This window comes from Sphingomonas sp. 37zxx (assembly GCF_000786205.1).
Lineage (GTDB): Bacteria > Pseudomonadota > Alphaproteobacteria > Sphingomonadales > Sphingomonadaceae > Sphingomonas.
Map to the genome: position 1 here is coordinate 216,643 of NZ_JROH01000001.1, position 23,727 is coordinate 240,369.

The window sequence follows — 23,727 nt, forward strand, 5'->3', positions numbered from 1 at the left end:
AACCGATGCCGCCAGGCGGTTCGCGGCTTGACGGCGGTGCGTGCGCCTCTCCATCCTCGCGCGTGTACGCGAAACAGGGCCAGACAAGACCATATGCAACTCGTCATCGTAGAATCGCCCGCCAAGGCGAAGACCATCGAGAAATATCTGGGCAGCGATTATCGCGTCCTCGCCAGCTACGGCCATGTCCGCGATTTGCCGCCCAGGGACGGATCGGTGAACCCCGATGACGGCTTTGCGATGGAATGGGAAAATTACGCCGACAAGGCCAAGCAGCTAAAGGCGATCACCGACCTTGCCAAACAGGCCGACCGCCTGATCCTGGCGACCGATCCCGATCGCGAGGGTGAGGCGATCAGCTGGCACGTCCAGGAAGTGCTCGCCAAGAAAAAGGCGCTGCCCCGCGAGGTCGAGCGCGTCACCTTCAACGCGATCACCAAGGCGGCGGTGCTCGCCGCGATGAAAGCGCCGCGCCAGCTCGATACCGATCTGATCGACGCCTATCGTGCGCGCCGCGCGCTCGACTATCTCGTCGGCTTCACGCTGTCGCCGGTGCTTTGGCGCAAGCTGCCAGGGGCCAAGTCGGCAGGCCGCGTCCAGTCGGTCTCGCTGCGGCTGATCGTCGAGCGCGAGCGCGAGATCGAGGGGTTCTTGCCCCAGGAATATTGGTCGGTCGCCGCCGAGTTCGAGCATGATTCGACGCGCTTCACCGCGCGGCTGGCCAAGTTCGAGGGCAAAAAGATCGATCGGCTGACGATCGGTGAACAAGGCACCGCGATGCGCGCCAAGGCGGCGGTCGAGGCCGGGCGCTTCAGCGTCGCCAATGTCGAGACCAAGCCCGCAACGCGCAATCCGCCGCCGCCTTTCACCACCTCGACGCTGCAACAGGAAGCCGCGCGGAAACTGGGCTTTTCGGCAAGCCACACGATGCGGATCGCGCAGGCGCTCTACGAAGACGGCGCGATCACCTATATGCGGACCGACGGCGTTCAGATGGATCACAGCGCGATCGACGATGCGCGCAAGGCGATCGTGAACCGCTATGACGGCGGCTACATCCCCGAAAAGCCGCGCCAGTATGTCGCCAAGGCCAAGAACGCGCAGGAAGCGCATGAGGCGATCCGCCCGACCGATTTCACCAAGGATCGGGCCGGATCGGGCGATCATGGCCGGCTGTACGACTTGATCTGGAAGCGCGCGCTCGCCAGTCAGATGGCGTCGGCGCGGATGGAGCGCACCGCCGTCGAGCTAGAGGACGGCACCGGTTCGGTGGCGCTGCGCGCGACCGGCCAGGTGGTACTCTTCCCCGGCTATCTTGCGCTCTACGAGGAAGGCCGCGACGACAGCGAGGACGAAGATTCGCGTCGCCTGCCGCTGCTGCGCTCGGGCGATGCGCCGGCCAAGCACGGCGTCACCGCCGAACAGCATTTCACCCAGCCGCCGCCGCGCTTTTCCGAAGCGTCGTTGGTCAAGCGGATGGAAGAGCTCGGCATTGGCCGCCCCTCGACCTATGCCTCGATCATTCAGGTCATCAAGGATCGCGCCTATGTGCGCGTCGAAAAGAACCGCTTCTTTGCCGAGGAAAGCGGGCGGCTGCTCACCGCGTTCCTCGAGCGGTTCTTCCAGAAATATGTGAATTATGATTTCACCGCCGGGCTCGAGGAAGAGCTCGACGACGTCTCGGGCGGGCGCGCCGAATGGCAGACCGTGCTCGACGCCTTCTGGCGCGATTTCAAACCGCGCACGACCGAGGTGATGGAGTTCAAGCCGAGCGAGGTCACCGCCGAGCTCGACAAGTTCCTCGAACCCTATCTGTTCCCGCCCAAGGCCGATGGCAGCGACCCGCGGCTCTGCCCCAATTGCGGCGCGGGGCAATTGGCGCTGCGCGGCGGCAAGTTCGGCGCGTTCGTTGCGTGCTCAAACTATCCCGATTGCAAATATACCCGCCGCTTCGCCCAGCCCGGCGGCGGTGATGGTGACGACACCGGCCCCGAATCCTTGGGCAAGCATCCCGATACCGGCGAGGACATCGTCCGGCGCTCGGGGCGATTCGGGCCGTATATCCAGATGGGCGATGGCAAGGATGCGGCGCGCGCGTCGATCCCCAAGGACATTGATCTCGACCTAGACTGGGCGGTCAAGCTGCTGAGCCTGCCGCGCACCATCGGCCTCCACCCCGAAACCGGCGAGCCGATCACCGCGTCGATCGGTCGCTATGGCCCGTATCTGGCGCATAACGGCAAATATGGCCGGCTGACGACGACCGCCGATGTGTTCGAGACGGGCATGAACGCGGCGGTGGTGAAGCTGGCCGAGGCCGCCGCCGGCGGCGGTCGCGCGGCGCGCGGGGCGCAGGCCCCGCTCAAGGTGCTGGGCGAACACCCCACCAGCGGCGGCGAGATCAAGCTGATGGAGGGCCGCTATGGCCCCTATGTCACCGACGGCACCACCAACGCGACCCTGCCCAAGACCGCCGACAAGGACACGCTGACGCTGGAGGAAGCCACCGCGCTGATCGACGCGCGCGCGGCGCTCGGCCCGCCCAAGGGGAAGAAGAAGGCAGCGGTGAAGAAAAAGGCCCCGGCCAAGGATGCGGCGGCGCCGGTGAAGAAGGCGGCGGCGAAGAAGGCCCCGGCAAAAAAGGCTGCGGCCAAGAAGGCACCCGCGAAGAAAGCTGCGGCTGCAAAGGCGGACTGACCGGGAGGGGGCGGGGTAGGGCAGTCGCACCCCACCCCCCGTTCGTGCTGAGTAGCCGCTGAGCTTGTCGAAGCGGCGTATCGAAGCACCGGCTCGCTTGGGGCAGGTCCTTCGATACGGGTCTTCGCCTGCGCTCAGCCCCTACTCAGGACGAACGGGGGTATGGGATCCCTCGTCCCCCTATTTCGCCCGCACCGCCTTGGGCGCATCCGCCGCAAACTGCTTCCCGAACGGGCTGTCGGCATACCAGCGCGGGGCCTGCGCCGCGTCGGCCAGGTCGCGCGCGATATTGTAGTTCACCCGCGCGAACTTTGCCCCCGCCGCCCAGTTGAACGGCAGCTTCAGGTCATCGCTCGGCTTGTGATAATGCGTCGCCAGGAAGGTCTTGAACGCCGCCGCCCCGCCATTGGCATGGCCGGTCACCAGGAATACCGAGGGCACCCCCTGCTGGACGAAGCTGTAATGGTCCGATCGGGTGAACAGATTTTCCTCGGGCATCGGATCGGGCGACAATTTCACCCCGTCCTTCGCCGCTGCCGCCGCCACCAGCGGCCCCATCGTCGAATGTTCGGCCCCGAACGCGACGACATCGGTGAAATCGTACAGCAGGATCGGCATGTCGAGATTGACCACCGACACCACTTTTCCCGCGCCCACAGGATGCGTCGCCAGATAGCGCGACCCCAGCAGCCCGTCCTCCTCGGCGGTGACCGCCGCGAACATCACCGTGCGTTTGGGGGCCTTGCCCGATGCGGCAAAGGCGCGCGCGACCTCGATCATCGATGCGGTGCCGGCGGCATTGTCCATCGCGCCGTTGAAGATCTTGTCCTCGCTTTTGGTGTCGGCGCGCGTGCCATTATGGTCGAGATGCGCCATCAGCAGCACGACTTCGCCCGCCAGCGCCGGATCCGATCCGGGGATCACGCCGATCACATTGGGGCTGGTAAAGGTCCGCGTGCTGCTCGTCCCCTCGATCGCCACCGGTGGCTTAAGCGCAAAGCCCTTGAGCGCACGCCCCTTGTTGGCGGCGGCGAGCATTTGCCGGTAACTGGTCGGCGCGCCGGCAAACAGCGCTTCGGCGGCGACCGGGCTCAGCAGCGCCGATACCGGCGTCGTTTCCTGCGGCTTGTCGCTCGGCTCGGCCAGCCGGGTGGCGGGGCCGCCTGCCTCGCCGACCACCACCTCCCAGGGATATTGCTTGACCATCTCGGCATCGAACAGCGTGATGACCGCCGCTGCCCCCTTGGCGAGTGCCGCCTTGCCCTTGTCCTGCGCCAGCGCCGCGCGGACATCGCTCGGCAGCTTCTTGGGCGCGCCGTACAGCATCACCACGGTCTTTCCCGCCACGTCGAGCCCGGCATAATCGTCGATCCGGTTTTCGGGGCTGACGATGCCATAGCCGACGAACACCGCGCCGCCGCTCGCCTTTTGCGGTCCGGGCAGGTTGGCGCGCACGATCGCCTCGCTGCCATTGGCGAAGGGCGCGCCGCCGATCGTCACGAACGAGGTCGCCGGCTCGCCCAATGCGCGCATCTCCAGCGGCACCTGCTGATACCAGCTATCGCCATTGGCGGGCTTCAGCCCCAGCGCCTGGAACTGGGTCGCGACATAGCGCGCGGCGATTTCGTGTCCGCGCGTGCCGGCGTCGCGCCCTTCGAGCAGATCGTCGGCCAGAAATTCGACATGCGCGCGCACGCCGTCGGGGGTGATCGCAGGGGCCGGCCCGGTCTGCGCCTGGACCGAGGTAGAAAGCATCAAAATGGCGGCGAAAGTCAGCATGCGCATCGAAAGCTCGTCTCCAGCAGAGGTTGCGACAGGTCTAACGCAACACCGAACGCTCGCAAGCCCGGCAAAAGGCGCGGCAAGTGCGCCGGCGCTGGGCTACGGTACCAATGCGGGGCTTGCCCCCGGCGCGCGGCTGGGTATCGTCGCGATTGAAACCATTTGGAAACCTCGCCGATGCGCCTCGTCTCTCATATCCTTGCCGGTGTCGCGCTTGCTGCCTTCACCACTTCTGCCATCGCGCAAACCGCCCAGACCGCCCAGACCGCCCAAACCACGTTGCCGCGCCCGGCGCCGGTGTCCGAGCTGATCGCGCAGGTCGATATTCCCTATGAGGAGTTCACGCTGCCCAACGGGCTTCGCGTGCTGGTGCATACCGATCGCAAGGCACCCGTGGTGGGCGTGTCGGTGTGGTACGACGTCGGGTCGAAGCATGAGCCAAAGGGCAAGACCGGCTTTGCGCATCTGTTCGAGCATCTGATGTTCAACGGATCGGAAAACGCCCCCGGCGATTATTTCGAACCACTACGCACGCTCGGCGCGACCGACCTCAACGGCACGACCAACCAGGACCGCACCAATTATTTCGAGACGGTGCCCACCGCCGGCTTGGAGCGCGTATTGTTCCTCGAAAGCGATCGCATGGGCTATCTGCTCGGTGCGGTGACGCAGGAAAATCTCGATAACCAGCGCGGCGTCGTCCAGAATGAAAAGCGCCAGGGCGACAATCAGCCTTACGGCCTGTTCCGCTACAAGCTGAGCGAAGGGCTGTTCCCGCCGGGCCATCCCTATCACCACTCGACGATCGGCTCGATGGCCGATCTCCAGGCCGCCAGCCTGGAGGATGTGAAGGCCTGGTTCCGCAGCTATTATGGTCCCAACAACGCGGTGGTCGCGCTGGCGGGCGACATCGACGTGCCCACCGCCAAGCGGCTGATGGCAAAATATTTTGGTGCGATTCCCCGTGGCCCCGAAAGCGTCGCGCCGCCAGCGCCGGTGCCGACACTACCCGCGCCGGTGCGCGAAACGATGAAGGATCGGGTGGCCACTACCCGCGTCTATCGCCTGTGGGCGGTGCCGGGCTTGCGTGACCCCGATTCGGCCAATCTCGACGTCGCCGCGCGCGTGCTTGGCGGGCTGGCCAGCTCTCGGCTCGACAATGTGCTGGTCCGCAAGGAACGGCTTGCGGTCGGCGTCGCGGCGTTCGCCCAAGCGCTGACTCAGATCGGCTATTTCGGCGTGCAGATGGATGTGCGCCCCGGCGTCGACGTCGCGCAGGCCGAGGCTCGGCTCGACGCGGTGATCGCCGATTTCCTGCAAACCGGCCCCACCGCCGATGAAGTCCAGCGAGTCGCGACCACCGCGATCTCGGGCCGGCTCGCCGGGCTGGAGGCGGTTGGCGGCGGCGGCGGCAAGGCGGGCACGCTGGCATCGGGCGCGCTGTTCGCCGACGATCCTCTCTATTTCAAGAAGCAGCTCGCGCTGTTCGCCGCGGCGACGCCTGCGGGGGTGAAGGCGGCGGCCAATAAATGGCTGTCGCGTCCGGTTTATGCGCTGACGATCGAACCCGGCGCGCGCGAGGCGTACCAGGAGGCGACCCCTGCCGCTGGCGCGACGGCCAAGGCTTCCCCTGCCGCCGCGCAAGGTCCGGCAAAGATCGATCGCGGCGCGATGCCTGCGATCGGCGACGTCCGCGACATCCGCTTCCCCACGGTCGAGCGCACGCGCCTGTCGAACGGCATCGAACTCGTCTATGCCCGGCAACAGGCAGTGCCGACGACCCAGGTCAGCATCAGCTTCGACGCGGGCATCGTCGCCGATCCTGCCGGCAAGCTTGGCATTGCCGGCCTGACGATGGCGACGATCGAAGAAGGCACCACCACGCGCGATTCGATTGCGCTGGCCGAAGCGCAGGAGCGGCTTGGCGCGCGGATCGGTGCGGGTAACGATGCCGATCGCAGCGGCCTAAGCCTGTTCGCGCCCAGCCCCAATCTTGCAGCAGCGGTCGCGCTGCTCGGCGATGTCGTCCGTAACCCAGCCTTTGCCCTCAGCGAGATTGAGCGGGTGCGCGGTCAGCGGCTGGCGCAGATTTCGGCCGAGCTGACCAATCCCGGCGCGATGGCCGCGCGGACGCTGCCGCCGCTGCTGTATGCGGAAGGCTCGTCCTACCGTAAGCTGGCGGCGGGCACGGGCGATCCGGCAGCGGTAGAGGCCGCGACTCGCGAAGATCTGGTCGCCTTTCACCGCGCCTGGATCCGCCCCGACAAGGCCAAGATTTTCGTGGTGAGCGATTTGCCGCTGGCCGATGTCCGCGCCGCATTTGAATCGGCGCTGGGCGATTGGCGCGCGCAAGGACCGGCGGGGACCAAGGCGATCGATACCAAGCCGCAAGCCGGCGGTGAGCGGATCATCCTGGTCGATCGCCCCGATTCGCCGCAATCGATCATCACCGGCGGCCAGTTGACCAAGCTCGATCCAAAGGCCGAATTGCTGCCGGTGCTCACCGCCAACGAAGTGCTCGGCTCGGGCTTCCTCAGCCGGATCAACATGGACCTGCGCGAGGCCAAGGGCTGGTCCTATGGCGCGCGCGGCGGCTATTCGCGCTATGAGGGCGCGGTGCCTTATATCGTCAACGCGCCGGTGCAGGCCGACAAGACCGGCCCCGCGCTTGCGTCGCTTCGCGAGCAGGTAGCGGGCTTCCTGTCGACACAGGGGATCACCGATGTCGAGTTCCGCCGCACGATCGACGGCGAAACTCGCGAGCTTGCGGGCAATTTCGAAACCAGCGGCAAGGTGCTCAGCGCGATGGAAGGCAACGACCTCTATGGTCGTCCCGACGATTATTATGACGGCATCGCGCAAAAATATCGCGCGCTCACGGTGGCGCAACTTGACGCTGCGGCACGCGAGACGATCGACCCCAAGGGCTTTGTTTGGGTGGTGGTCGGCGATGCTGCCAAGGTGCGCGGCCAGCTTGACAGCCTGGGCCTGCCTGTCGAGGTGATAGCAGCCGCGCCCGCGGGTGCCCCCGCCGTGGCTCAGTGATTCTCGATAGGCTTGGGAGAGACAAGATGGCGAATGTGGACGGAAACTGGGACGTAGTGGTCAAATCGCCGATGGGCGACCAGAAGGCGACGCTGGCGGTCACTTCGGCGGATGACAGCTTCACCGGCAATTTCGCCGGCGGCATGGGTACGTCGGACGTCACCGGCGCGGTCGATGGCGATACGCTGACGTGGAAGATGAACATCACCGTCCCGATGCCGATGACGCTCGATTGCGAAGCGACGGTCGAGGGTGACGAGCTGAACGGCAAGGTCACCGCCGGTGCGTTCGGCAGCTTCCCCCTGATCGGCAAGCGCGGCTGACCCGTTAGGCTGGTGGCGCGGCAGCAACGCCGCGCCACCAGCTCTCATCGCCGCGCCAGCCGTTCCCCGGCAAGCGCGACCAGCATCGTCAGCCCGGTCAGCGGAAAGACGATTCCCGCCGCCAGCATCAGCCCCGCCAGCCCGCGCGCGCGATGGATCGGGGCAGGCGGCGCACCCAGCCCGCGCGCCGGGCGGCGCTTCCACCACATCACCGGCGCGCTGATCACCAGCAGCAGGATCGCGATACAGGCGGCCAGCATCACCAGCCGGTTGGCCTCGCCATATTGCCGCCCCTCATGCGCCGCCGCGCCCCATTCGATCACCTGCGCGGGCGCACCGAAATCGGCATAGGCCGCATCCTGCAACACGGCGCCATTACTGGCGTCGATATACAGCACCCGCGCATCGCTCGCCTTGGCCAGCACTTGCGACATCAGATAGGGCGCGCCGGGCGTCGCCGGCAGCGTCAGCATCCAGGGCGCGGCGATCCCCCGATCGGCAGCGATGGCGAGCGCGCGATCGACGCCGATGTCGCCATGCCCTCCCGATGCCGGCATGCGCACATGCTCCTGCGACCAGGGCAGCGGGTGATGATCGCTCGGCACCGGCGGCAGCGGCCGGCCCAGCCCCTGCTGCGCCACCACGCGGTGCAGCGTCTTGCCCCATACCAGGCTCCACGGCATGCCGGTCACCACCAGGAACAGGATCAGCGCACCCGCGATGACCCCGGTCGAGGCATGCAGGTCGCGCCAGAACAACCGCCCGCGCATCCTGCCGCGCAGCGCCAGTGCCGGCGCGGCCCCATTCGGCCACCACAGATACACGCCGGTCGCCACCAGCAGGATCGTCCAGCCGGCGGCAATCTCGATCAGCGCGTTGCCGATCGTCCCGGTGATCGCCAGGCTGTGCAGCGACTTTACCGTCGCCATGATCCCGCCAGCATGGGTGGTGCCCAGCACCCGCCCGGTGCCCGGATCGACAAAGGCGGTGCGCCGCTCGCCATCCTTCACCACCGTCATCCGCCAGCTTTCGTCCGCAGCAGCGGGGCGGGTGATCTGAGTCACGCTCACCCCGGTCTGCGCGCCAACCCGCTGCACCAGCATCGCCGCCGGCAGCGGCGTGGCTGGCGCGACCGCGATCCAGTCGGCATAGACCAGCCGCTCGATCTCGGCCTTGTACAGATACAGCCCGCCGGTGATCGCCAGCCAGCCCAGGAACGGCAGCACCAGCAGTCCGGCATAGAAATGCCATCGCCACACCGACCGATACAGCGATGCACGTCGATCAGAAGCGGACACGCGCGCCTCCATAGACTGCGCGGCGCTCGACCGGATAATAGATCACCGACGCCGGGGTAGCGCGCACCGCCGCCGAAATGTCGCCGATCGCCTTTTCATCGGTCAGGTTGCGCGCGTCCAGGAACAGCGTCAGCCCGTCGCGAAGCGTCGCCTGTGCGCGCAGGCTAAGCAGCGTGTACGCCGGAACGCGGCTGGTATTGGCATAATCGGCAAACGCCCCGCGCGGCACCCATTCGATCACCGGCGCGATGCTGGCGCGATCGGTGCCCAGTGTCAGCTCACTCCGATACACATGCTCCGGCACCACCGGCAGCCGATTGTCGCCGAACTGCGCGTCACGGCGAAAGGTGAAGTCGTTATATTGATATGCCTGCCGCAGCCGCAGCCAGGTGGTGAGATCAAGGTCGATCCCCGCCTCGATCCCCTGATGCCGGGTGCGATCGGCATTGAAGGTGGCGGCGGGAACATCGGGGGCCTGATCGAACTGCAACAGCTCGCCGCGAATATCGGCGCGGTAAAAGGTGACGTCCCATTTGGCGATGCCCACCGTGCCGCGCGTCCCCGCCTCGAACGTCCAGGCGCGTTGCAGGTCGAGATCGACGAAGCCGGGAGCGATCACGCCGCCGCTGGCGAACGGCGTCTGGTTTAGGTCGCTAAAGCCCGGCAGTTCGATCGACCGGCTGGCATTGGCGAAGAACTGGATGCTGGCGTTGGGCTCGTACAACAGCCCCAGCTTGGGCGAAAAGGCATCGAAGCTCGCCTCGCCACTGCGCGCGCCGTTCAGGAAATTGGTCACCTGGCGGCGACCATGCGAATGCACCCCGCCGGCGATCAGCGACAGCACGGGCAGCGGACTAAGGCGCAGCTCGCCATAGCTGTCGATCGTCTGCGCTTCCTGGCGTGATCGCGCGGTCAATGCCCCGCGCTTGCCGCCGATATTGATATATTGGCGCGCATTCACCGATCCCAGCCGCGCGGTGCTGCCGATCGCCAGATCGAGTGGCATCCCGCCAATCTCGCTCGCCAGATCGAGCCGGACGAACGCGCCATAATCAAAGGATTTCTGGTCGATCACCTGAAAAATCGGGTGATAAAGCTGCTTGGCATTGGCGAACACGCCGCCCGACACGGTGCCGCGCCCCAGATCAATGGTGGTGCGGTTCTGCAACCGGATCGAATTCACGTCGCGCGCCTGATCGCCCAGGATCAGCGCCGGCAGCGCCTGACCCGGATTGGTGAGGGCTTGCGCGCGATTGAGCGTGCCGGGCAAATCCTGGTCGATGTCGCTGATCGTGCCGTAAAAGCGCGTCTCGACGCTATCGGTCAGCCGGATGCCGGCATTGGCGTTCAGCCGGGTCGATTGGCGCGTGGCATGCTCGCGGTCACCGTCCGAGCTGTCATGCGTCAGCGCCAGATAGGCATCGCCGCGCGCGGTCGCAAAGCCCGCCGCCACCTTGCCGCGCAACGTGTTGAAGCTGCCGCCGTCGATCCTGGCCTCGATCCCCGGCGCGCTTTGCCCGGTGGGGGTGATCGCGTTGATCGCCCCGCCCAGCGTCGATCCCCCCAGCCGAAGCGCGTTGCCGCCGCGCAGCACGTCGATCCGCTCGAACACCTGCGGGTCCAGCTCCTGGAAATCGCCGCTATTGTCGGCCAGATTGATCGGCACGCCATCCTGGAACAGCATCAGCCCGCGAATGTGAAATCCCCGGCTGATCCCCGATCCGCGCACCGACAGCCGGATTTCCTGGCCATAGCGCGGCTGGGCATAGACGCCCGGCGAAAAGGCGAGCGCATCGCGCAGCGACACCGCCAGCGTGTTTTCGAACTCCTCGGCGGCAACGACATCGACACCGCCGGGGGTGCGCTGGAGCGCGGCTTCGGCTTGGTCGGCCAGGCGCTGGCCGGTGACGACGATGGTGTCGCGCTCCCGATCTTCGCGATCATCGGCATGGGCAGGAAGGGCGGCAAGCAACAGCAAGGGCGCGCCGATCGGCGCGTAGCAACGGATAGCCATGTAAAATTCACCTGGAAAAGCGGCGCGCGGGTCGCGCGCGGATCAGATGCCGCCGGATATGCCGGCGGCGCTTCGCTGGTTCAGGTGAGGGCGGGAGGCCCGCGCAAGGGGGGCCGCAAATACGGCGCGGCGCGCGGCAGCACGATCCGGCTGCGCGACAGCCCCAGCGCCAGCACGAACAGGATTGCGCCCAGCAGCAGCACCGGATCGGTCGCCGCCAGCATCGCGCCGGGCACCCCGGCAAAGGCGCAGGGCATCGCATCGTCACTGCGATCGGCCTGGTCGTGGCCTTCCATCGGGATGGTGATCGTCATCGGCCCGCTGCCGTTGCACACCGCGACGGTGATCGTCGTGCCCGATACGCTGGTCATGTATCCGGCGGGCACCAGCAATTTCATCGCCAGCACCGCTGCCAGCAGCAGCGCGGCAAGCGCCGGGTGGCGCGACAGGAGGCGACGAATCTGGAACATGTTGGCGGGCACCTAGCGCGGGGCGCGGGGTTTGTCACCGGGGACTGAGGCGCGGGGCCGATTGCCGCGATCGGCCCCGCGCTATAGGGCGATGGCATGGCAAAGGCAGAACGACTTGCCCGTCTCGACGAGCGCCGGCTCGAACTAGAGGCGGAATATACCGCGGCGCTGATCGCGGCGCTTCGCACCACCGCGTCGGGCAAATGGGGCCTGTTCGACCATCAGAGCGATCGCCACGCGCGCGCAGCGGTGGCCCCGGTGGTCGAGGCGCTGACCGATCTTGCCGATGCGATCGAGTCGGCGCGCGATCAGCTTGGACTCGAGCCGTTCGACCTGCACCGCGAATTCCTCGCCTCGCGCGGGCCGGTCGCATCGCAGGCGGTGGGCGAACCCAAGCAGGCACAGGCCTGGCTGGCACGGCTGACCGAAGCCAAGCCGTAAACAAGGCTACCATAATCCTTCCGTCATTCCCGCGAAGGCGGGAATCCATATGCCAGTGCAGGGGTTATGGATTCCCGCCTTCGCGGGAATGACGAAGAGAAGATCGATCAGCCTATTGCCGTCCCGCCTTAAGACCCCGCGCACGCGCCGTTTGCGGCCAGCCCGGTAGCGGTTGCCGCAACGCCCGCGCGCGCCTCCCCAGTGGCGCGCAGCAGTACCGATGCGATTCCGGCTTCGGCGGCGACGCGATCGGGGCCGACGATTTCCCAGCCCTGGCCCGCAGCGAAGGTCACTTCGGTGTTCGCTGTGGGCACGCGATTGCCGCGCGCGTCGAGGATTTGCGCGCGCCCGAACACCAGATCGTTCGCCCCCACCGGCACCCCGGCATCGTCGATCGCGGTACAAAGCGCCGCCGCCGCGCCGGGCGTCGTCACCGTGTCGCGCGCCACTTCGCGCCCGCCGATATAGGCGACGGCCTCCAACCTGCCCGGCGCGAAGCCGCCCATATGGAAATGCACCGGCGGATGCGCGATCCTGCCCGAAATCCGCCCGCGCACCGGCGCCTTGCGACCAAGCGACTTGCCGTTCAGCAGCAATTCGACCTCATCGGCATTGGTGAACACCCGCACATCGGGCGACGACGCGCTGGTCCAATAGCTCGCGATCTTCGCCATCGGTCCGCTCTTGAACAGCGGCGATACCTCGCTGGCATCCCGCTGCGATGCAAAGAACGAGTAGGCGAATTTGGGCAGCCGCTCGATGCTCATGATGCCCGATGTCTCGAGATCGTCGGCATAGCCGCGATTATAGTCGAACATCGCCCAATAGCCGTCGGCAAAGGCCGGGGTCGACAGATTGTCGTCATGCGCTTCCTGCACATTGGTCGCCTGTTGCAGCAGCCGCGCCTCGCCCGCGCCCAAGGGCTGGCGCGAGGTGCGGTCGGCTGCCTTCAGGTCGCCCCAGCTATCCTGTGCGAAGCCTGCATTCTGGGCATAATATTCCCAGTCGCCATATTCGGAGACGATATAGGCGCGGCCCGGCGGCTCGAAATGCTGCAACCGGTGCTGGCGCGCCTGGAGGAAGATGTCGAAACCGTCATTCTGCCAGCCCGCCGAATAGGCCTGGCCGCCCGGATATTCCTGGGCCGCGATGCCGATATAGTCCTCCACCAGCGCCTTGGGCATCTGCGTTTCGTTGAGCGAGCATTCCCACGCCATGACGCTTGGATGGTTGCGGTCGCGGCGGATCATGTCGCGGCAGGTTTGCAGCGTGTAGGCGCGGAAGCGCGGATCGGGATTGATATATTGCCAGCCCGGAATCGCGTCGATCAGCACCAGCCCCAGTTCGTCGGCGGCGCGCATGAAGGCGGGCGAATGCGGATAATGCGACAGGCGCACATAGTCGAAGCCCGCTTCCTTGATCGCCTTGGCATCGCGATATTCGGCCTGCGGCGACAGCGCATAGCCGACATAGGGATATTCCTGGTGCCGGTTGACCCCGCGCAGGAAGCGCCGCTCGCCATTGATCGCAATTCCCCGCTCGTCGATCGAGAAGCGGCGGATGCCGATCCGCTGCTCGGTCACGTCGCTGCCGCCGCCGGGGCCTTCTATCGTCGTGACGAGGCGATACAGGCTGGGGCTGCGCGGCGACCAGAGCTTGGGATCGGCAAGCACGATCTGCTGCTCGCTGCGCGCCAGCGTGCCCGGCGCGACCGCCAGCGGCGCGCTGACCTCGGCAACCATCGTCGCCCCGTCGAACAATTGCTGGCGCACGGTCGCAGTCGCGGGCACCGCGCCGCCATTGCGGACATCGGCGGCAATCGCGATCGTCGCGCGCTCGGTGCTGACCTCGGGATAGGTAACGAACAGCCCGCCGCCCGCCACCTTGCCCTCGAGCATCTCGTCGCTCAAATGCACCGGCGGTTTCACGATCAGTCGAACCCCCCGATACAGCCCGCCATAGGTATTGAAATCCAGCGTCTTCAGCGGCTTGGGGCCGGTCAGCGGATTGTCGCGATTGTCGAGCCGGACGCGAACGACATTGCCCGCACCCGCTTTCAGGTGCGGCGTAAGGTCGATCGTGAAGGGCAGATAGCCGCCGTCATGGCTGGCCACCGCGACGCCGTTCACCGACACCTCGGCGACGTTCATCGCCGCTTCGAAGCGCAGCAGCACCGTCTGCCCGGCCCAATCGGCGGGCGCATCGAAGCTCTTTTCGTAAAAGGCGATGCCCTGCCACTGGTCGTTCACCACGCGCGGTTCGATCCGCGTCGTGTGCGGCAGCGTCACCGTCTGCCACGCCGCCGCATCGGGCGCGGTCGCGGTGTCGCTCGCCGCGCGCTGGAAGCGCCAGTCAGTGTCGAAGGGGATGTCGCGCGCCGCGACGGGTGCGGCGGAAAGCGCCAGCAGCGCCAGCAGCAGCGCGCGACCCTGCATCATCTACTTCCCCACCCGATAGTCGCGCGACAGGAAATCGAACGCGGGCAGCGCCTCATGCCGGCCAAGCCCGAACCACGCCGCATTTTCCCAATTCGATCCGGTGCCCCAGCGCGTCTTGCACTGGGTCGAAACCCAGGCAGGCTCCCAATAGACGACGCCGATGCCGCCATTATCGACCACCAACTGGGTCATGTCGGTCAGATATTTGAGCTGCCCCTTGGGCGTGGCGGGATAGCCGGGGATCAGCGTGTCGGCCCCCAGCAGGTCGGGCGAACTGTCTTCCCCCTCGGTCGAAAAGGGATAGGCGGTTTCGACCACGACGACATCGGCCTTGTAGCGCGTCTTGGCCGCCTTGATCGTCGCGCCGAGTTGCGCCGGCGTCGATTTCGACCATTTGCGATAATAGCTGATGCCGATCAGGTCGTAATCGAGCACCCCGGCCACCGTCGCCGCATCGAACCAGGGCACGACATTTTCGGGCTGGGCGATATGCAGCATGATCTGCGGATTGGTGCCGGTCTGCTTGCCCGCCGCGCGCACCGCCGCGATCCCGGCGTTGAACAGCTTGGCATTGCGCGCCCAGTTGATCTCGCCCGTCGGCCCCGCCATCAGCTCGCCATTGGTCTCGTTGCCCACCTGCACCCAATCGGGCATCAGCCCCAGTGCGTGCAGCTTCAGCAGCGTCTCGCTGGTATAGGCACCCAGCGCCTTTGCCTGTTCGTCGGTCGATAATTTGGCCCAGGCGGCGGGCGGCAACTGCTTTTCGCCATCGGCCCAATCGTCCGAATAATGAAAGTCGAGCAGCGTCTTGTGCCCGGCGGCCTTGGCGCGCTGCAACGTCTTCACGACATCGTCATAGCCGCTGTAGCGAGTCCAGCGGGCATCGTTCCACAACCGCACGCGCACGATGTTGCCGCCGCGCTCGGCCATATAATTGAACGGATCGACCTGCTTGCCACCGGCACGAAACACCGCGCCGCAATCTTCCATCTCGTTGACGTAGGAAAGATCGGCCCCCAGGAACAAACCGCTGCGCGTAGAGCGCACTTCCTGGGGCCGCGTCGAACGTATATCCTGCGCCACCGCGCCGCCGGTAAGCGACGCGGCGAGCATCAGCCCGGTGATCGTGCGGCCGATCACAGGCTGAATCCGAAGCCGAACAGATAGCGCGCGCCGAATTGCTCGAATCGGCCCTGCAGCGCGCGGTCGCCATAATAGGTTTCGAACGGTTCGTTGGTGAGGTTGTTCGCCTGGAACATCAGCGTCAGCCCGCCGACCGGGGTGGTGTCGGGGAATTCATAGCTCAGCTGGAAATCGAGCACGCCTTCGGGCGCGGTGAACAGGATGCGATCGGTATCGCCCAATTCGGTCGCATAGCTGTCGCGATAGCGATAGCCCGCGCGCGCCTCGAGGCCAGCCTTGCTGTAATACAGCACGGTGTTGAACACATGCTTTGAAAGCCCCGGCAACGCGATGTCGCCGATCGCATTATCGTCTTCCTGCACCGTGATGTTGCTGTCGGTGAAGCTGTAATTGGCATAGACGCCAAAGCCGTCGAGCGGGGCCGGCAGGAAGCTGAACGCCGTCTGGAACAGCACTTCGAAGCCGCGAATATAACCGCCATTGCCGTTCACCGGCTGGCGGAACGTACCCTCGATGTCGGGGCCGCCGGCGGGGTTGGGGGCCAGGATCGTTGTCACCTGCGGCACGATGAAGGTATCCAGATCCTTGTAGAAACCGGCCACCGTCAACGCGCTGTCACGCCCGAAATACCATTCCAGGCTAAGATCGGCCTGGTTGGCGCGGAACGGTTCGAGCAGTGGGTTGCCGCCGACCGCTTCGGGCGCGCCGAAGTTGAACAGGCCGAACCCGGCGTTCAGGTCGTCGAGCGGCGCGCGCGACACCGCCCGGCTCAGGCCGGCGCGCAGTTGCAGCTTGTCGGTCAGTTTGAAATTCAGGTTCAGGTTGGGCAGCCAGTCGGTGAAGTTGTTCGGCGTCGCCACCGGCACCGCGGTGTTGGTCACCGATCCGTCGGGGTTCTCCGTCTGGTTGATCTGCGTGCTGGCCGACAGCGTTTCGGTGCGGATCATGCGGACGCCGGCATTGCCGCTGACCGGCAGGCCGAACAAATTGCCGGCGAGGTTCAGCTGGGTATAGCCGGCATAGGTCTTCTCGCTGACCTCCCAGCTCGATCGCTGGTCAAAGAACGACTGGGTGGGATTGATCGGGCCGAACAATTGCTCGACCGCGTCGAGGATGCGGATCGATTGCACCCCCGGCAGCCCGGCATATTGATCGCCGAAATAGAAATTGGGGTTCCGCAGATTATCGGGCGTCGACGCGCGCGCGGCGGGGTCGATAAAGCCGAACTGGGTGCGCTGGGTATAATCCTTCGACCGGTCGGTGAAGCGACCGCCGACGACGATCGACCGGAACAGGCCACCGCCCAGTTCGCGTTCGATGTCGAGCATGCCCGACTTCAGCTCGTCGTTGATGATCGGCGCGCCGCCGCCATTTTCAGGGATCTGGAAATCGGCGATCCGGAACAGATTGGGGTCGGTCAGGTCGGCATTGATCGTCATCGTCGGCCGGCGACCGCGGAACGACTGGAAGCTGGTGGTGGGGGCAAAGCCGACCGGCTCGGTCCGCAGCGTCAGGAATTGCTGGTCGCGCCGCGTGGTCGAATAGGCGGCATCGCCGCGCACCGTCCAGCCATTCGCAGACCAGCGCGCATTCAGGCCGCCGGCGTACAGATCGTCCTCGAAGAAGAACAACTCATTCACCCCGCGTACCACCTGTCCGAACGATTCATTGCCCGGGAACACGGTGGTGGTGATGCCGGTGATGTTGCCTCCCTGGCCGACGCCGCCGCTCAGCGTGTTGCCGAACGGCAGGCCCTCGACACGGAAGCCGCGCTGCGTTTCGTCGAAGGCGACATGGCTATAGAGGAAATCGGCATTGACCTCGAGGTTGCTCGACGGCTGCCACTGGATCGCGCCCAGCGCGCCATGGCGAATGTCGTCGCCGCCGCGTGCCAGCGCTTCGAAGCCGAACGGGATGTTGTCATTGCCCTGGCCATCGCCGTCTAGGTCGGCAAAGCTGTTGGTATAGCGAAAGATGTTGGTGCGCGTGGTCGCCACGGCCTGGCGGCGGCCCGAATAGCCGATCGCGAAACCCAGTGTGTCCGAAAGCTGGCCGATATAGCTGGCGCTGACGATGTAGCCAAAGGGATCGGCGTCCTGCACCTTGTCGGCTTCGGTGCTGAGGCCACCGCGAATATTGACGACCAGCTTGCTGCCATTCTGCTCGAGCGGCTTGACCGTCCGCAGATCGACCTGGCCGGCGATCGCGCCTTCCACCTGCGCGGCGGTGGGCGATTTGAACACGAACGCGCCGTTCAGCAATTCGGCGGGGAACTGCTCATAGCGGATGTTGCGATTGGCTTCGGCGGAGACGATTTCGCGCCCGTTCAGCAATGTGTTGACCAGATTGGGGCCAAGCCCGCGGATCGAAATCGCGGTGCCGTTGCCGCGATCGCGATTGGTGGTGACGCCGGGCAGGCGGGCGAGCGATTCGGCGATGCTCGCTTCGGGCAGCTTGCCGATGTCCTGTGCCGACAATACTTCCTGCACGCGGTCGCCATCGCGCTTTTCGATCAGCGCCCGGCGCAGCGATTCGCGATAGCCGGTGACGACGATCTCGTCGGCTGGGTCGTCCTGCTGCTCGGCGGCGGGCGCGGCGATGGCATCGGGTGTGGCGGTTGCCGTCTGGGCATGGACGCCGCTTGCCTGGGTGAGCAATCCCAATGCCGCGACCGAACTGAACAGCGCTGAACGAACCATGTTTCTCTCCCCCAAAATTCTGTCTTATTTATAAGACCATTAATGGGTCGGCGCGATAGCCGCAAGCCGCACCGCTTGGCAATGATTAGTATCGCTGGGTACCGGTTTTCAGCGGCAGAGGCTGTTGCCGGCCATGTCGAAATGGAAATGATTGGCGTGCGCTGCGTTATATTCGGGGCCTAGCACCGTGGTGAATCGCTTGCACGCCGATTGGTGGATCGTCCGCAGGAAGCGTTGCTCGCGATCGTCGCCCGCCCGCCAGCCGTCGAGCACGCTGATCCGCCGGCCATCGGCCAGCACGAACACCGCGACATCGACCGCATTGGCGCGGCCATGTTCGGACAATCGGGCGCTGCCGGCGATCGGTCGGCAGGCGAAAGTGCCATAGCTTTCGATCCGCACCACGTCGCTGTCCAGGATCTGCCGCGCGGCGGGGGCGACGGCATAGCGCACCCAATTGGAAAAATTGCGCGCCAGCGGGCAACGCATCGATTTCAGCCCCGCCACCGGCACGCCGATGTCGAGCAGTTGCACCGCCCCCACCACCAGGCAACCGCCGCCGAAATCCTGATTGGGCAGGGGGCGATAATCCACCCGGTCGCGGTTGAGATCGGCCTGGCATTGCAGCGTCTCGGCGCTTGGCTGCAGGGGCAGCGACGCCGGGGCCGGCGTGCGGCTGGCGCTCGTCGGTGCCCGCCGCGCAGCCCCATCGCCGCCGCCAAAGACACAGCCGGTCAAAAGGGCAGGCAGCATCGCTGCTGCCAACAGGGAACGGATACGCATGACTTCATGCTACCCTATCAAGCTGAACCCTTGGCGAATGATTTGCACAGGCAGGCGCAAAATCTGTGTGAATGATGGCATCCTCATGGCGGCATTGGCTATCGGTACGCCTCGATGCTGGCGCAGGCCCGATGCTGGTGTAGAGATGCCGCCCGCCCGCCGACGATCGGCAGGGCGTCGTCGGATTTCAGGGATAGGCATGGCCCGCAAGCAATCGAAATATGAGCGCGATGAAGCGCCGCGGAACGAGGATGCCGCACCGGCGGTGGTGCCGAACTGCTGGCTATGCGGGCGGCCCACCGGCACCACCATTATCTGGCACCATCCCGTGCCCAAGAGCCGGGGCGGGCGCGATGTCGTGCCGATGCACCCGATCTGCCAGAAAACGGTGACCACCACCTTCACCAATTCCGAATTGCAGCGCCACGGCATGGACGTTGCCGGGCTGCTGGCGAACCCGTCGATCCAGAAATTCGTCGATTGGGTGGCAAAGAAAGACCCCGATTTCAACGCCGCCATCACCCGCAAACAACGCTGATCCAGCCTCGCCTGCGCTGGTAAGCGCCACCTTTTCCTGAACGGAGACCGCCGCAATGCTCCGCCATCTGTTCGCCGCCGCGCTGCTGCCCATCTGCGCCGCGCTATCCCCGGTGTCGGCGCAGCAATCGGCCCCGGCGCAGCTCAGCGCGATTGACCGGGTGTGGTCGGGCCACAGCGCGCGTTTCGCGCTGCAGGTGACGGCGGACCGGATCTTCGTCGCTTATTATGATGCCAACCGCCAGTTGACGGTCGCATCGCGGTCCCGGCGTTCGGCGGATTGGGTGTATCACAAGCTCGATAGCTGGCTCGGCTGGGACAGCCATAATTACATCGCGATGGCGCTCGATCCGGCGGGCCATATCCATGTCGCCGCCAACATGCACAATGATCCGCTGGTCTATTATCGCAGCGGCGTTGCCGGCGACGTCCGCACCCTTACCCGGCAGCGCGTGATGGTCGATCCGGCTATCGAGGCGCGGATGACCTATCCGATCTTCCTGCACGACGGCACCGGGCGACTGGTCTTCAAATATCGCGACGGCGGCAGCGGCAACGGCAACGAAATCTACAACGTCTATGACGCAGCCGCGCAGCGCTGGACACCGCTGCTGCAAACCCCGCTCACCGATGGCGAGGGGCAGCGCAACGCCTATTTCATGGGGCCGGCGCTGGGGCCGGACGGGTATTTCCACATCGCGTGGGTCTGGCGCGAGACGCCGATGGCGGAAACCAATCACGATCTGTCCTATGCCCGCAGCCGGGATATGGTGCGCTGGGAGCGCGCCGACGGCACGCCGCTGTCACTGCCGATCCGGCTGTCGACCGCGCAGATCGTCGATCCGGTGCCGGTCGAGGGCGGCATGATCAACAACAACACCGTCATCGGCTTCGACCCCGCTGGTGCCGCGATGATCACCTTCCACAAGTTCGACCGGGCGGGAAACACGCAAATCTATGTCGCCCGCGTCGAGGGTAAAGGCTGGCGGATCGCGCAAGTCAGCGACTGGCAGGGTTTTCGCTGGGATTTTCGCGGCGGCGGTTCGCTGAACAGCCGCCTATCGGTAAAGGGTGCGCGGCCGGTGGGCCGCGACCGCATCCGTATATCGGTGATCCGCGATGGCAAGCCGATCGATTTCCTGCTCGATGCCAAGACACTTGCCCGGCTGGAGGAAACGCCCGGCACGTTGCTCGCCGATACGCTGGCGGGATCGATCGCGGTGCCGCCGGGGATGGTGCTGAACACCGTCGAGGACGCAAGCGGCATCGCGCTCGCCTGGCCCACCCGCCCGCCAAATCGCGACCAGCCGAGCCCGGATATTCCCGATCCCGGCGTCCTCCGGCTGGTGATACCCTGATCGAACCGGCACCCCTCCGGGGTCCGCTGCCCCCCGGCAAGCGAAGCCTTGAGGGCGGGGTATTTCGGAAAATGGTGCTGCTGGGGAGGATTGAACTCCCGACCTCGTCATTACCAATGACGCGCTCTACCACTGAGCTACAGCAGCAACGCCCCGCAGCCTTGCGGGCGGGGAGGGGCCTATGTGCAGGGGAGCGGGTGATTGTCAAGCGCGGCTTGCGCGGCGTACAGCAACACCCATGACCACCGACGACGATAAAAAGGCGCGACTGGCGCAAGCGCTGCGCGACAATCTGCGGCGGCGCAAGGCGCAGGCGCGCGGCGAGGAGTCTGCCGCCGTGCCTCCCGCCGTTCCGCGCGAGCCTTCCGAATAATTAGTCCAGCGGCGCGCATTTCGCCGCCAGCCAGGCGCGATCCTCGCCCTCCACGGTCGGGCCGACCTTGGCCAGCACCTTGGCATGATAGCTGTCGATCCAGGCCCGCTCGGCGGGCGACAGCAAGGCGGGTTCGATCAGCTCGCGCTCGATCGGCACGAAGGTGAGCGTGCGGAACCCCAGCATCGCGCGATCGGCCCCGGGCACTTCGCGCGGCTCGGTCAGGATCAGATTCTCGATTCGGATGCCGTATTCGCCGGCCTTGTAATAGCCCGGCTCGTTCGACAGCAGCATGCCCGCAAGCAACGGCTCGGCCGGCCCGCCGCCGGGATAATTGGGCGCGGCGATCCGCTGCGGCCCTTCATGCACCGCCAGATACGCGCCGACGCCGTGGCCGGTGCCGTGCGAGAAATCGAGCCCCGCTTCCCACAAGGGCCGCCGCGCGAACGAATCGAGCTGGCCGCCGACGGTGCCTTCGGGGAAGATCGCGGTGGCGATGCCGATATGCCCGCGCAGCACGCGGGTGAAGCGGTCGCGCATTTCGGGCGTCGGCGCGCCCACCGGCACGACGCGGGTAATGTCGGTGGTGCCGTCGAGATATTGGCCGCCCGAATCGATCAGGTATAATTGTCCCGGCAGGATCGGCGCGTTCGATTCTTCGGTGACGTGATAATGCGGGATCGCGCCATGTGCGCCGGTCGCCGAGATGCTGTTGAACGACAGGTCCATCAATTTGCCGGTGGCTTCGCGGTATTCGCGAAGCTTCGCCGCCGCCGACAATTCGGTCTGGCTGCCCTTGGGTGCCTCGGCCTCGATCCAGCGCAGGAAGCGTACCATCGCCCCGGCATCGCGCAATTGCGCCGCCTCATGGCCTGCGACTTCCGCCGGGTTCTTGCATGCCTTGGCAAGCAGCACCGGGTCGCGCATCGCGATAACCTTGGCACCGCCCGCCGCGAGCGCATCGAAGATCGCCGCGACCGAGCCCGCCGGATCGGCAACCACGCGCTTGCCCGCAAACCCCGCCAGCGCGGCGGCAAAGTCGCCGCGCTCATGCAGCCGTACTGCGTTGCCCAGGTGGCGGCGAACCTCGTCGGTCAGCTTGTCTGGTGCCACGAACAGATCGGCGGTCGCATCGGCATGGACGATCGCATAGGCAAGCGCGACCGGCGTGTTATCGACGTCGCCGCCGCGAATATTAAAGGTCCACGCGATCGAATCGAGCGCCGAGAGCACCACCGCATCGGCCCCGCGCGCCTCTAGCCAGCCCGCGACCTCGGCCCGCTTGTCCGCCGAAGAGCGCCCCGCGAGTGCATCGGCATAGGGCGTAAGCTTGGCACCCGAGGGTGCGGGCTGTTCGGCCCAAACCCGGTCGATCGGATTGGCATCGACCGGCACCAGCACCGCCCCGCGCGCCGCCAGCGCCTTGGACGCTTCGGCCACCCAGGCGCTGGTGTGCAGCCACGGATCATAGCCGATCCGCGCGCCGTCGCTTGCATGTTCGGCCAGCCAGCCCGCCACGCTCACCTGCGGCACCGGCACATATTGCCAATTCTCGCCCGAAACCTGCTCGCGCACCTGGATGGTGTAGCGCCCATCGGTAAATATCGCCGCCGCTTGCGGCAGCACGACCGCAGTGCCTGCCGACCCCTCAAACCCAGTCAGCCACGCAAGCCGCTGGGCATAGGCCCCGACATATTCGGAGAGGTGCTCGTCGGTGAGCGGCACGACAAACCCGTCGAGCGTATCGGTGGCAAGTTGCGCACGCAGCGCGGCGAGGCGGTGGGTATAGCTGGACATGGCGTTCTTCTTAAAAGCCCTCTCCCGCTTGCGGGAGAGGGTTGGGTGAGGGTCTGTCAACGGGCACATCGGCTTCGAGGTGCGACAACAGCGTAACCAGAACCCCCTCGATATTCTCGATCACGTCGTTGTTCCAGAACCGGATCACAAGGTATCCGCATCCGCGAAGATAGGCAGTACGAGTCGCATCGGTGGTTTCGCCATGCTGCCCGCCGTCGAGTTCGACGATCAGGAGCCGCTCGGGGCAGACGAAATCGGCGATATACGGCCCGATCGTCACCTGCCGCCTGAATTTGAACCCGCCAAGCTGCCGGTTGCGAACCGCGCTCCAGAAGTGCTTCTCGGCATCGGTAGCGTTCAGCCGCAGCGTTCGCGCGTGCGGATTGGTGGGGCGGATCGCTGGCATCGGTGGAATGTATCGAAGGAAGGCCCCTCACCCAACCCTCTCCCGCAAGCAGGAGAGGGCTCTCCCGCTCGCTTCGCCTCGCGCACCCTTCTTCTAACAGGCTGCTGAAAAAGGGCTTGGCTA

The 23,727-nt window shown here is 65.8% G+C and carries 17 protein-coding genes and 1 tRNA gene; 7 read left to right on the forward strand and 11 right to left on the reverse strand.

What is annotated here, in order from left to right; all coding sequences use genetic code 11:
• Positions 1 to 93: 93 nt before the first annotated feature.
• Positions 94 to 2,697, forward strand: a complete 2,604-nt coding sequence (gene topA / locus QU44_RS01055; RefSeq protein WP_033919532.1) for a type I DNA topoisomerase — start codon at positions 94 to 96, stop codon at positions 2,695 to 2,697.
• 180 nt (positions 2,698 to 2,877) lie between these two features.
• On the opposite strand, the gene QU44_RS01060 is transcribed toward topA, so the two are convergent.
• The gene (locus QU44_RS01060) at positions 2,878 to 4,482 is read right to left on the reverse strand and encodes a M20/M25/M40 family metallo-hydrolase (protein WP_033919533.1); all 1,605 of its coding nucleotides are present in this window, start codon (positions 4,480 to 4,482) and stop codon (positions 2,878 to 2,880) included.
• A 174-nt stretch (positions 4,483 to 4,656) separates the two neighbouring features.
• Here QU44_RS01060 and QU44_RS01065 point away from each other — a divergent pair, with 174 nt between their 5' ends.
• Both QU44_RS01065 and QU44_RS01070 read left to right on the forward strand, forming a co-directional pair.
• Positions 4,657 to 7,524, forward strand: a complete 2,868-nt coding sequence (locus QU44_RS01065; RefSeq protein ID WP_033919609.1) for a M16 family metallopeptidase — start codon at positions 4,657 to 4,659, stop codon at positions 7,522 to 7,524.
• 26 nt (positions 7,525 to 7,550) lie between these two features.
• The gene (locus QU44_RS01070) at positions 7,551 to 7,847 is read left to right on the forward strand and encodes a hypothetical protein (RefSeq protein ID WP_033919535.1); all 297 of its coding nucleotides are present in this window, start codon (positions 7,551 to 7,553) and stop codon (positions 7,845 to 7,847) included.
• 44 nt (positions 7,848 to 7,891) lie between these two features.
• On the opposite strand, the gene QU44_RS01075 is transcribed toward QU44_RS01070, so the two are convergent.
• From QU44_RS01075 to QU44_RS01085, 3 genes are all read right to left on the reverse strand, one after another.
• Positions 7,892 to 9,145, reverse strand: a complete 1,254-nt coding sequence (locus tag QU44_RS01075; protein ID WP_033919610.1) for a PepSY-associated TM helix domain-containing protein — start codon at positions 9,143 to 9,145, stop codon at positions 7,892 to 7,894.
• The gene (locus QU44_RS01080; RefSeq protein WP_033919537.1) at positions 9,132 to 11,159 is read right to left on the reverse strand and encodes a TonB-dependent receptor family protein; all 2,028 of its coding nucleotides are present in this window, start codon (positions 11,157 to 11,159) and stop codon (positions 9,132 to 9,134) included. The genes QU44_RS01075 and QU44_RS01080 overlap by 14 nt, the downstream gene beginning before the upstream one ends.
• Positions 11,160 to 11,239: 80 nt before the next feature.
• Complete coding sequence (locus tag QU44_RS01085; protein ID WP_033919611.1) at positions 11,240 to 11,629, reverse strand: hypothetical protein; 390 nt, start codon at positions 11,627 to 11,629, stop codon at positions 11,240 to 11,242.
• 96 nt (positions 11,630 to 11,725) lie between these two features.
• Here QU44_RS01085 and QU44_RS01090 point away from each other — a divergent pair, with 96 nt between their 5' ends.
• Complete coding sequence (locus QU44_RS01090) at positions 11,726 to 12,070, forward strand: hypothetical protein (RefSeq protein ID WP_033919538.1); 345 nt, start codon at positions 11,726 to 11,728, stop codon at positions 12,068 to 12,070.
• Positions 12,071 to 12,198: 128 nt separating this feature from the next.
• Here QU44_RS01090 and QU44_RS01095 read toward each other — a convergent pair whose 3' ends face one another.
• The 4 genes from QU44_RS01095 to QU44_RS01110 form a co-directional block, all read right to left on the reverse strand.
• Positions 12,199 to 14,508, reverse strand: coding sequence for a glycoside hydrolase family 2 TIM barrel-domain containing protein (locus QU44_RS01095; protein ID WP_033919540.1), 2,310 nt, complete (start codon positions 14,506 to 14,508; stop codon positions 12,199 to 12,201).
• Positions 14,509 to 15,648: a glycoside hydrolase family 53 protein gene (locus QU44_RS01100; RefSeq protein ID WP_231621568.1), complete on the reverse strand. Its 1,140-nt coding sequence runs from the start codon at positions 15,646 to 15,648 to the stop codon at positions 14,509 to 14,511.
• Positions 15,645 to 18,350, reverse strand: a complete 2,706-nt coding sequence (locus tag QU44_RS01105; protein WP_033919541.1) for a TonB-dependent receptor — start codon at positions 18,348 to 18,350, stop codon at positions 15,645 to 15,647. Before QU44_RS01105 ends, QU44_RS01100 begins: the two co-directional genes overlap by 4 nt.
• Before the next feature lie 108 nt (positions 18,351 to 18,458).
• Positions 18,459 to 19,133: an extensin family protein gene (locus tag QU44_RS01110; protein WP_033919542.1), complete on the reverse strand. Its 675-nt coding sequence runs from the start codon at positions 19,131 to 19,133 to the stop codon at positions 18,459 to 18,461.
• Between the two features lie 199 nt (positions 19,134 to 19,332).
• Here QU44_RS01110 and QU44_RS01115 point away from each other — a divergent pair, with 199 nt between their 5' ends.
• Together QU44_RS01115 and QU44_RS01120 are read left to right on the forward strand one after the other, a co-directional pair.
• A complete protein-coding gene (locus tag QU44_RS01115) occupies positions 19,333 to 19,671 on the forward strand; it encodes a hypothetical protein (RefSeq protein ID WP_033919543.1) in 339 nt (112 codons plus the stop codon).
• Between the two features lie 55 nt (positions 19,672 to 19,726).
• Entirely contained in the window at positions 19,727 to 21,028 is a 1,302-nt protein-coding gene (locus tag QU44_RS01120) for a BNR repeat-containing protein (protein ID WP_033919545.1), read from the forward strand.
• Between the two features lie 72 nt (positions 21,029 to 21,100).
• Here the strand turns inward: QU44_RS01120 and QU44_RS01125 are convergent.
• Positions 21,101 to 21,175: transfer RNA gene (locus QU44_RS01125), tRNA-Thr, on the reverse strand.
• A gap of 91 nt (positions 21,176 to 21,266) precedes the next feature.
• Between QU44_RS01125 and QU44_RS18830 the strand changes: the two genes are divergently transcribed.
• Positions 21,267 to 21,401: a hypothetical protein gene (locus QU44_RS18830; protein ID WP_269429153.1), complete on the forward strand. Its 135-nt coding sequence runs from the start codon at positions 21,267 to 21,269 to the stop codon at positions 21,399 to 21,401.
• Here the strand turns inward: QU44_RS18830 and QU44_RS01130 are convergent, their stop codons facing one another.
• Positions 21,402 to 23,198, reverse strand: a complete 1,797-nt coding sequence (locus QU44_RS01130; protein ID WP_033919547.1) for an aminopeptidase P family protein — start codon at positions 23,196 to 23,198, stop codon at positions 21,402 to 21,404.
• 10 nt (positions 23,199 to 23,208) lie between these two features.
• Entirely contained in the window at positions 23,209 to 23,604 is a 396-nt protein-coding gene (locus tag QU44_RS01135; RefSeq protein ID WP_033919549.1) for an endonuclease domain-containing protein, read from the reverse strand.
• Positions 23,605 to 23,727 lie beyond the last annotated feature (123 nt).